Source organism: Variovorax sp. P4_B11, from assembly GCF_056402355.1.
On record NZ_JBFUHO010000118.1, the window covers coordinates 1 to 9,287 of the forward strand.

At 65.5% G+C, this 9,287-nt stretch carries 10 protein-coding genes and 1 pseudogene; 1 reads left to right on the top strand and 10 read right to left on the bottom strand.

From position 1 onward, the window contains the following. The 8 genes from AC1DYD_RS40480 to hpaH form a co-directional block, all read right to left on the bottom strand. On the bottom strand, window positions 1-214 hold a 214-nt coding region (locus AC1DYD_RS40480; RefSeq protein ID WP_478178349.1), incomplete at its 3' end, for an aldehyde dehydrogenase family protein. A gap of 35 nt (window positions 215-249) precedes the next feature. Beyond that, a complete protein-coding gene (locus AC1DYD_RS40485; RefSeq protein WP_478178350.1) occupies window positions 250-1,242 on the bottom strand; it encodes a Bug family tripartite tricarboxylate transporter substrate binding protein in 993 nt (330 codons plus the stop codon). Window positions 1,243-1,289: 47 nt separating this feature from the next. Further along, on the bottom strand, window positions 1,290-2,237 hold the full coding sequence (locus AC1DYD_RS40490; protein ID WP_478178351.1) for a fumarylacetoacetate hydrolase family protein: 948 nt from the start codon (window positions 2,235-2,237) through the stop codon (window positions 1,290-1,292). A 25-nt stretch (window positions 2,238-2,262) separates the two neighbouring features. After that, window positions 2,263-3,132: a DODA-type extradiol aromatic ring-opening family dioxygenase gene (locus AC1DYD_RS40495; protein ID WP_478178352.1), complete on the bottom strand. Its 870-nt coding sequence runs from the start codon at window positions 3,130-3,132 to the stop codon at window positions 2,263-2,265. Window positions 3,133-3,145: 13 nt separating this feature from the next. After that, window positions 3,146-4,621 carry an aldehyde dehydrogenase family protein gene (locus AC1DYD_RS40500; RefSeq protein ID WP_478178353.1) on the bottom strand — a complete coding sequence of 492 codons (1,476 nt, stop codon included), beginning with the start codon at window positions 4,619-4,621 and terminating at the stop codon, window positions 3,146-3,148. Window positions 4,622-4,641: 20 nt separating this feature from the next. Then, entirely contained in the window at window positions 4,642-6,060 is a 1,419-nt protein-coding gene (locus AC1DYD_RS40505) for an FAD-binding oxidoreductase (RefSeq protein ID WP_478178354.1), read from the bottom strand. 21 nt (window positions 6,061-6,081) lie between these two features. After that, window positions 6,082-6,888, bottom strand: coding sequence for a 4-hydroxy-2-oxoheptanedioate aldolase (gene hpaI / locus AC1DYD_RS40510; RefSeq protein ID WP_478178355.1), 807 nt, complete (start codon window positions 6,886-6,888; stop codon window positions 6,082-6,084). A 2-nt stretch (window positions 6,889-6,890) separates the two neighbouring features. Then, window positions 6,891-7,694: a 2-oxo-hept-4-ene-1,7-dioate hydratase gene (gene hpaH, locus AC1DYD_RS40515; protein WP_478178356.1), complete on the bottom strand. Its 804-nt coding sequence runs from the start codon at window positions 7,692-7,694 to the stop codon at window positions 6,891-6,893. Window positions 7,695-7,809: 115 nt separating this feature from the next. Between hpaH and AC1DYD_RS40520 the strand changes: the two genes are divergently transcribed. After that, entirely contained in the window at window positions 7,810-8,745 is a 936-nt protein-coding gene (locus AC1DYD_RS40520) for a LysR family transcriptional regulator (RefSeq protein WP_478178357.1), read from the top strand. Window positions 8,746-8,802: 57 nt separating this feature from the next. Here AC1DYD_RS40520 and AC1DYD_RS40525 read toward each other — a convergent pair whose 3' ends face one another. Together AC1DYD_RS40525 and AC1DYD_RS40530 are read right to left on the bottom strand one after the other, a co-directional pair. After that, entirely contained in the window at window positions 8,803-9,075 is a 273-nt protein-coding gene (locus AC1DYD_RS40525; protein ID WP_478178358.1) for a hypothetical protein, read from the bottom strand. Window positions 9,076-9,108: 33 nt separating this feature from the next. Continuing rightward, window positions 9,109-9,287: pseudogene (locus tag AC1DYD_RS40530) on the bottom strand (IS6 family transposase); the annotation flags it as partial.

The following is a 9,287-nucleotide window of genomic DNA, read 5'->3' on the forward strand; positions in this document are numbered from 1 at the left end:
TCGGAGCGCGCCTGGATTCGGAGCGCGCCTGGATGCCGCCGGTGGACCAGGCGGGAAAGGCGGCCGTGGCGGCCGCGATCGCGGCGTCGACCTGGGCCGCGTCGCCCTGCGCGTACTGGCCCAGCACGTCGCCGAGGTTGCTCGGGTTGAGGTTGGCGCTGTAGCTGGCGGCGGCGCGCCATTCGCCGTTGATGAGGTTGTCGTGCTGTTGCATCAGTCGCTCAATGGAAGCTATCCCCAAAGGTGTGCTCAGGACTCTGCCGTGAAGCCGATCTGCTTGACGACGGGTCCCCAACGCTCGTAGTCCGACTTCAGCAGCGCTGCCAGTTCAGCTGGACTGGACGATTTGGCTTCGAGCCCCATCGAGGCCAGTCCCTCGACGACGTCGGGCTTCGCGAGTGCCGAGCGAATGGCCGCATTGGCCTTGCTCACGATGTCGGGCGGGGTCTTGGCCGGCAGATAGAAACCGAACCATTCGCTGAACACCAGGTCCTTGAATCCTTGCTCGGCCAGCGTCGGCACGTCGGGCGTAAAGCGGTTGCGCTGCGCGCCGGTGGTGGCCAGCAAACGCGCCTTGCCTCCGGGCAGGTGCGGAAGGAATTCACCCACTGGCGCCGAGACGGCGGCGATCTGGCCGCCAATCATGTCGAGAAGAGCCGGTTGTGAACCGCGGAATGCGACATGCCGCAGGTCGATCTTGCCAGCGCGCCCGATGAGCTCGCCAGCGAAGTGGGGCACTGACCCTGCCGCGGGCGAGCCGAAGTTGGCCAGCGACGGGTTCGCCTTGCACCAGGCAAAGAAATCCGAGATGGTCTTGACATTGGCCGGAACCATCGGACCGACGCCGAAGGCCAGGTCGAAGACCACGCCCAGCGACACGGGCGTCAGGTCGGCCACGGGATCGTAGGCCAGCTTCCTATACGTGTGGGGGTAGATGCCGACCATCGACATGGGCGTGACCAGCAACGCACTGCCATCCGCGGGCGCGGTCTTCATCGTCTGGATGGCGATCTGGCCACCGGCACCCGACTTCGTGTCGACGACCACGGCTTTGGCATAGTCGCCCCGCAATTTGTCGGCCACACGTCGAGCCAGCGTGTCGACGGTGCCTCCGGCTGCGAAGCCGGAGACGATTCGTGCGGTCTCGATGGATTGGGCGCGTGCCAGCAGGGGAAGGCCAGCGAGCGAAGCGCCGGCTGACGCGAATGCGAACTTCAAAACCTTGCGGCGAGGGGGATTCATAGACAAGTCTCCATGTGTTTGCAGGCAAAAGCTGAAATGACGGTGTCTCAGGGCTGAGGGATGTGTGCCTGGCGCAGGTTGTTCTTCAGACGCTCGGGCACGCGCTCGTCGAAACCAAAGGCCACCCGGCGTACCTCGGCGGTGTCGGTCGGTGGATGACCGACGCCCAGCGCACTGGCTCGCGGGGCATCGATGGCGACCACCGTGCCGGCGACGCGGCCCAGGCCGGTGATCTCGCATTCCACCAGATCACCTGGATCCACCGAGCGCGAATGGCAGGGCGTCCCCATCAGGATCACGTCGCCGGGCACCAGCGTGATGTGCCTGGCGATGTCGGCGATCACGTAGTGCGGCCCCCAGATCGTTTCGTCGCCGATATGTGCTTCCTGCACGACGAGGCCGTTGACATAGGTGCGCAGCGTTTGGGCAAAGAGATCGACCCCGCGCACGATGCCTGGCCCGATGGGCAAGAGCGTATCCGCACCCTTGACGCGAAGCATCGAACCTTGGTCGGTGTCCCGAAAGTTCTGCAGCCCCATGTCCAGCGCGGGGCAGAAGCCCTCGATGTAGTTCCAGGCTTCGTCCGGCGTGACATTGCGGCAGGTCTTGCCGATGACCACTGCATACTCTCCCTCGTAGTTCAGGTAGAGGCAATCGGCCGGCTTGAGGATCTGGCCGCGGTGTCCGTTGAGCGCAGTCGGCGGCTTGGTGAAGTAGGTCGGTGTCTCCGTGGGCTTGGCCTTGTTGCGGGTTTCGAAGCTGCGCGAGCTGTAAGAGATATGCACCGCGATGATCTTGCTCGGCGCGACCGGCGGCAGGTGCGTGACGTCGGCGAGATCGACGAGGCGCCCGTCGTCAAGGCGCAACCGGCCGGCCTCGGCGCCAGTTTCGACCACGGTGCCCCAGAAGGGACTGCCGCCCAGCAGGATGTGCCTGCGCTCGACGCGCGGTCCCTGCATGACGGCAGGCAAAGACGCGGGGGGGAATTCGTACATGCTCATCTCTAATCTTGTGCCGGGTTCAGCTGCCGAACCACATGTGGACATTGCCGGTGCCGCGTGCGTTCTCGTAGGCGGACAATTGCTCGCCCTTGGCACGGCACTCCGCGCCGCCGAGTGCACCCAGCATCTGCAGGTAGTGGGCACCGAACGCTTCCCAGGGCAGCTTCCGGTATTCGCCGTCCCAGCGTTCGAGCACGGTGTCGTGGCGCCCTTGCTTGAGCAATTCGATGACGTTCTTGTCGCTCTCGATGTTTTCAGGCCGCGACACGTTGCTCTCGTGAAAGATGCGCGGATGATTCGGCTTCCAGTCGATCGGATTGAACTTGTGGCTCAGCGCCCCGGAGGCCAAGAGGAGCACGCGCAGGCTGCCGCTGCGGCGGATCGCCTCGCCGATCGCTTCACCCGACTTCAAGAAATGTTGCCAGTCACAGTTCTGGCACGACGACACCGTCACCACCGGCAGGTTCGCATGTTCCAACCGCAGGTGCTTCACCAAGTTGATGGTGGCGTACTGCTTGCCCAACTCGGGATGATTGATGACGCGGTTGTAGCCGCCCTGTTCGCGGGACACGGCCTCGATTTCCATGGCCAGGGCAGGGTGCCCCCGATAGTCGTAGTGCACGCCGTTCAGGTACCAGGGCATCTCATCGGAGATGTAGGTGCCCTGGTAGCTCTCGGCGCCATCGACCAGGTGGTAGCCGGTCGTGAACCAATGCGAGTCGAAGATCACCACGACATCGGGACTGGTCGAGGCGATGCGCTGGCGCAAACGGGCGTAGCCAGGGATCAGATCCGAATCGGCACCGGCGCCTTGAAGCACCCGAAATTCCTCGCATTGCATCAAGCCGGGGTGGTGCGAGACCAGGGCAGCGCCCACAATTTTTCCCATTTCGGGTTCTCCTTTAACGTTGGCTGAAGCTGGCCCGGAAGGGCTTCTTCGGAATGACGACGTCTTTYACGTCGCAAAAAAATTCGAAACTCCAGTCGCCGCCCTCGCGGCCGACACCCGAGCGCTTGATGCCGCCGAAAGGAGCGGCCAGGTCGCGAATGCCGAAGGAGTTGACCCAGATGAAGCCGGTGGCCACGCGCTCGGCGATGGCGGTCGCATGCGCCACCTCGCCGTAGCAGACGCCGCCCAGCCCGTAGTCCGTGCCGTTGGCCATGGCCACGGCCTCGTCGTCGGTGTCGAAGGTCTGCAGCGTGAGCACCGGGCCAAAGACTTCGTTCTGCACGATCTCGGAGTCCTGCCGCACTCTCGTGACCATGGTCGGCCGGTAGTACTGCCTGCCGAAGGGGTGTTCCTCACCGCCCCAGAGCAGTTCGGCTCCGTCGGCCACGGCACGCTCCACGAAGGCCTTGACCCGTTCGAGCTGCCGTGGATGGATGATCGGGCCGACCTCGGTCGCCTCATCGCGCGGATCGCCGATATTGAGCTTGTCCACATAGCTGCGCATCGCGTCGACGAACTTGTCGGCGATCTTCGAATGCACCAGGAAGCGCGTGCCGGCCAGGCACACCTGGCCGGCGTTGCGGTACATCAGTGCGCCGGTCGAGGCGGCGGCGTCGAGGTCTGCTTCTTCCAGCACGATGAAGGGCGACTTGCCGCCGAGTTCGAGACTGCAAGGCACCAGGTTGGCGCCTGCCGCCTGCGCGATCCATTTGGCAGTGGGGACCGAACCGGTGAAGGACACACGCGCTATTCGCGGGTCGCTCACCAGCTTGGCGCCAGTGTTGGCGCCTGAGCCCTGCACGATGTTGAAGACGCCGGGCGGCAGGCCCGCTGCGTGCGCTGCATCGGCCAGCAGCGAACTGGTCAGCGGGGCCCATTCCGGAGGCTTGACGATCACCGTGTCGCCTGCGGCCAGGGCCGGCCCGAGCTTCCAGGTGGCCAGCATCAGCGGAGCGTTCCAGGGCGTGATGATTGCGACCACGCCGGCGGGATCGTGCCGCACGATGTGGGTGGCCTGCTCGGTCTCGATCGGCCTGTCTTGCAGCGTCAATGCGTGCTCGGCGAAGTACGTGATGTTGAGCATCGCGCGTGGGACCACGCCATGTTTCATGCGCGAGAGCAGCACACCGGCGTCGTTCGACTCGAGGTTGCAGAAAGCGTCGGCGCGCTTGCCGATCTCCTCGGCAAATCGGTCGAGATAGGGCTTTCGTCCCGCCGCACCGAGCGCGGCCCAGGCCGGGAAGGCTTGCTTTGCGGCGGTGATGGCAGCGTCGACATGCTCGGCCGTGCCTTCGCTGATGCGGCCGAGGACCCGCTGATCGATCGGCGACTGCAGTTCGAAGGTCTCGGTCGAGGGCACGCGTCGGCCGTCGATGTAGTGGTCCGGCGACACTTCGAAGCCGGCGACGTTGAGGAGGGGGGTGGTCATGATCAGGGGGGTCCTTGGGGTCAGCCCAGCAGTTTTCCGGGGTTCATCAGTCCGTGCGGGTCGAGCGCCTGCTTGATGGCGTGCATCAGCTTCAGCTCGACGGGCGATTTGTAGCGGGCCGACTCGTCGCGGCGCAGCACGCCGAGGCCGTGCTCGGCCGAGATCGACCCACCTTGTGCCGCCACGGCGTCGTGCACCAGACGGTTGAGCGGCGCCTCGAGCGCTTCGAATGCCGCCACCTCGGCGGGCCCGCGCATCGGCGTGTCGGGCGACACGTTGTAGTGCAGATTGCCGTCTCCCAGGTGGCCAAAGACCACCATGCGCACTTGCGGAAAGGCCTGTTTCACGGCCGCGTTGGTGGCTTCCACGAATGCCGGGATGCGCGAGATCGGCAGCGAGATGTCGTGCTTGATGGTCTTGCCCCAGGCCGCTTGTGACTCCGAGATGTCCTCACGCAGCGCCCACAGTGCCTCGAACTGGGCGAGCGACGTGGACACGGCAGCATCGGTGGCGAGCTCGCTTTCCAGCGCGCGCTCCAACAGACCTTCGATCGTTGCCTGGGCATGAGCGTCGTCCTGGCTGTCGGACACTTCGAGCAGCACGTACCACGGTGAGACATCGGTCAGGGGCCGGCGCGCGGCGGGCACGTGGTCGAGCACCAGTTCGATGCACGCATCGCTGACCAATTCGAACGCCGTGAGCTGCGAGCCCAATTGCGCCTGCGCCAGTTGGAGGAACAAGAGTGCAGCAGCGGGGCTTGGCGTGGCGACGAACGCTGCCACGCGTGCGGCCGGTGGAGGAAAAAGCTTCAGGACCGCCGCCGTGATGACGCCCAGCGTGCCTTCGGCGCCGATGAAGAGGTCGCGCAAGTCGTAGCCGGTGTTGTCCTTGCGAAGCGCTCGCAGCCCGTCCCAAACCTCGCCTTCCGGAGTCACCACCTCCAGCCCCAGGCACAACTCGCGTGCATTGCCGTAGCGCAGCACCTGGACGCCGCCAGCGTTGGTGGCCAGGTTGCCGCCGATGGTGCAGCTGCCTTCGGCCGCCAGGCTCAATGGAAACAGTCGACCTGCCTCCCGCGCAACCTCTTGCACCTGCTGCAGCGTGACGCCGGCCTCCACCGTGATTGTGTTGCCCTCGGTATCGATGGCGCGCACCTTGTTCAGGCGCGTGAGCGAGAGCAGCAGCGCGCGGCCGCTGGCATCGGGCACCGAGCCGCCCGACAGGCTCGTGTTGCCGCCCTGCGGCACTACCGGCACGCGGTGCGTATGGCACCAGCGCAGCACGGCTGCGACATCGGCGGCCGTGTCGGGCTGGGCCACCGCGATGGCGACGCCGGTCCACTTGCCACGCCAGTCGGTCAGCAGGGGGGCGGTGTCGGCCGGGTCGGTCAGCAGGCGACCGGCAAAGCTGCGCCGCAGCGCGTCGAGCGCGTTCGTCATGGCGATGTGTCCTCGGCGAGCTCAGTACGGGCTGCTGGAGGCCGCTGCCGGTGCGGCGCCGGGATTCTTGAAGCGTGCCGCGAGGCCGGTGGCGGCCCTGACGAGGAGGCTGGTGTCGACGCCGACGGCCACGAAACGCGCGCCCAGCCCCAGGTAATGCCGGGCCAGCGCTTCGTCGGCGCACAGGATGCCTGGGGCCTTGCCGGCACGGACGATGCGATCGATCGCCGTGTCGATGACGGCGCGCACCTCGGGGTGCGCGGGCTGGCCGAGGTGACCCATCGAGGCCGACAGGTCGGACGGGCCGATGAAGACGCCGTCCACGCCGTCGACCGCCGCGATGGCCTCGACTTGTTCGAGCGCTGCGTGGGATTCGACCTGCACCAGCAGGCACAGGCGCTCGTTGGCCTCGTGCAGGTAGTTCGGGTAGCGCGACCAGCGGGCCGAACGGGCGATGGCGCTGCCCACACCGCGGATGCCCTGTGGTGGGTAGCGCATGGCGCGCACCAGTTGGGCCGCCTCGGCTGCCGACTCGACCATCGGGACCAGCAGCGTGGTGGCGCCGATGTCGAGCACCTGCTTGATCAAGGCCGGATCGCTGTGCGGAATTCGAACCACGGGATGCACGGGATAGGAGGCCACGGCCTGCAGGGAGGCCAGCATGGAGCGCAGGTCGTTCGGCGCATGTTCGCCGTCGATCAGCAGCCAGTCGAAGCCGGTGCCGGCGCACAGCTCGGCCGCATAGCTGTCGGCCAACGCCAGCCAGAAGCCGATCTGGGGCTCGTTGCGTGCGAGCGCCTGCTTGAAGATGTTGTCGGGTGTTTGCATGATCATACGAATCTGAAGGCGATGGCACCGAGGGGGCCGTAGTCGGCGTGGAAGACATCGCCGGCGGCCGCGGCCACCGGCCTCGTGAACGAGCCCGCGAGAACGACTTCGCCGGCTTCCAGCCCCTCGTCGTGTGCCGCCAGCTTTTTTGCCAGCCAAACGATGCCGTTGGCCGGATGGTTGAGCACGGCGGCTGCCAGGCCCGACTCCTCGATCACGCCGTTCTTGTAGAGCAACGCGCCGCACCAGCGCAGGTCGATGGCATCGACCTTGACGGGCCTGCCGCCCAGCACGATGCCGGCGTTGGCCGCGTTGTCGGCAATGGTGTCGAGCACCTTGCGCGGTGCCTTGGTCACACGGTCGACCTGCTCGATGCGAGCATCGATGATCTCGATGGCCGGCACCACGTAGTCAGTGGCCGCCAGTACCTGGAAGATGTCCACGTCGGCGCCGCGCAGCCCTTGCTTGAGGATGAAGGCCAGCTCGACCTCGACCCGGGGCAGGATGAAGCGGCCGGCCGGAATGTCTGCGCCTTCGGGAAAGAACATGTCGTCGAGGAGCGCGCCGAAATCGGGCTCGGTGATGTTCGACGAGATCTGCATGGCGCGCGAGGTCAGGCCGATCTTGCGGCCCATGACCCTGCGGCCTTCAGCCACCTTGAGCTTCATCCATTGGCGCTGAATGGCGTAGCTGTCGGCGATCTCCATCGCCGGGTAGCGCTTTGAGAAGTGCTCGACCTGCAAGCGTGTCCGCTCGGAGTGATGCAGCTCTTTGGCGAGTGCCTGATGAGTGGCGGTATCGAGCATCGGGGTGTCTCTTTGTTGGATGTCCTGGGCTTCGGCTCGAAGTGTGTCTCCTGATCGTCTTGAAGACAATCAACAAATATTGCTCTATTTGTTAGTAGATCTTTAGAATACGTCCATGGCTTTTCCCCGCTACAGCGTTCGTCAACTCGATGCCTTCGCAACCGTCGCGGATACCCTGAGCTTCAGCGTCGCGGCGGATCGTTTGGCGCTCACCCCGTCGGCCATCAGCCAACTGGTCAACGAACTCGAGGCGGCCGTGGGCTTCAAGCTCTTCGAGCGCAGCACGCGCCGCGTGGCGTTGACCGCTGCGGGACGGGAGTTTCTTGGCTCCGCTTCGGTGGTGCTCAAGAATCTGCGGCTCGCCGAATCGGCTGCGGCCGACCTGCGCAACAGGGCTGCTGGATTGGTGCGCGTTGCGGCACCGATGGTCATTGCGAGCTCCATTCTTCCCGACGCGATTCGGCGCTACGGTCAGGTGCGGCCGAAGGTGGTGGTTCGAATTCGGGACGCAGCCGTCGAGCAACTGGTCGATCAGGTGGCAGACGGGGATGTCGACTTCGCGATCGGTCCCGATCGCCCCACGGGGGACGACGTGGAGCGCGTGCCGCTGTTCGAGAGCCCCTGGGTGCTCTGGTGTGCGCCGGACCATCCCCTGGCGACCAAGAGGCGGGTGCGCTGGCGCGACCTTCGATCGCACGCCCTCGTCACCGCCGGTCGCGACCATGAGCGAAGCGTGGCTCAAATGCGTTTGGGCCTGCCTGATGAGGAGCGCATCACGCCGATCGACGTGGTCGACAACGTGTCGACCGCGCTCGGCATCGCGGCGGCAGGGTTGGCCGCCACGCTGTCGCCGGCCTACGTCGGCGTGTGGGCCGAGCAGCGTTGGGGGCTGACGATGCGGCGCGTGATCGAGCCCGAAGTCATGCGACAGGTCTGCCTCTACCGGCCCATCCGTCGAGTCACCTCGCCTGCGGCTGAAGGCTTTGCTCAGGCACTTTGCGATCTGCTGCGACAACAGCGAACCGCCAAAGGGGCTCTGCCGGCGAGCTGAACACTCGACCTTCGTCTTCGGGACGGCCGACGTTGCGGGCGGCCGTCGACTCGACGGTCAGTTCGGTTTCTTCGCCCGCTCGATGGCCAGGCGCTGTTCAGCACCCGCCTGGAGCGCGTCCAGCTGCTTCTGGAACCCTTTGGGATCGACCAGCGGATGCTCGTCTCCAGGCTTGCGGGTCTTGAGCAGGGCCTTGGATTCGGTCAGACCGTTGGAGAATGGGTGCGTGGTCAGATGCACGGTGACCGGGTCCTTCTTGTCCTCGGTCAGGGAGCGAATCCGCTGGAGACTGGCAATGAAGGCTTCCACCGGCATTGTCACGTTAGGCATGACAGGTTGCAAAAACGACAGGGATGCCTGGGCTCAGAAGGCGGTGGACGGATTTTGGCCGAGGCCGGTGAAAAGGTGCCATGCCTCAAAGCGCGCAGCGAGCTGTTTGCGGTAAAGCGATGGGCGCAGCAAATGACGCTTGAGAGCGAAGTGCTGGCGGATGGGACCGAAGCTCGATAGAAAAGTCTGCGCGCGCTCGGGCCTGCGAAAAC

Coding starts and splice junctions, on each gene's coding strand:
- AC1DYD_RS40485 (WP_478178350.1), bottom strand. CDS start 1,242: ATGAATCCCCCTCGCCGCAAGGTTTTGAAGTTCGCATTCGCGTCAGCC.
- AC1DYD_RS40490 (WP_478178351.1), bottom strand. CDS start 2,237: ATGTACGAATTCCCCCCCGCGTCTTTGCCTGCCGTCATGCAGGGACCG.
- AC1DYD_RS40495 (WP_478178352.1), bottom strand. CDS start 3,132: ATGGGAAAAATTGTGGGCGCTGCCCTGGTCTCGCACCACCCCGGCTTG.
- AC1DYD_RS40505 (WP_478178354.1), bottom strand. CDS start 6,060: ATGACGAACGCGCTCGACGCGCTGCGGCGCAGCTTTGCCGGTCGCCTG.
- hpaI (WP_478178355.1), bottom strand. CDS start 6,888: ATGCAAACACCCGACAACATCTTCAAGCAGGCGCTCGCACGCAACGAG.
- hpaH (WP_478178356.1), bottom strand. CDS start 7,694: ATGCTCGATACCGCCACTCATCAGGCACTCGCCAAAGAGCTGCATCAC.
- AC1DYD_RS40520 (WP_478178357.1), top strand. CDS start 7,810: ATGGCTTTTCCCCGCTACAGCGTTCGTCAACTCGATGCCTTCGCAACC.
- AC1DYD_RS40525 (WP_478178358.1), bottom strand. CDS start 9,075: ATGCCTAACGTGACAATGCCGGTGGAAGCCTTCATTGCCAGTCTCCAG.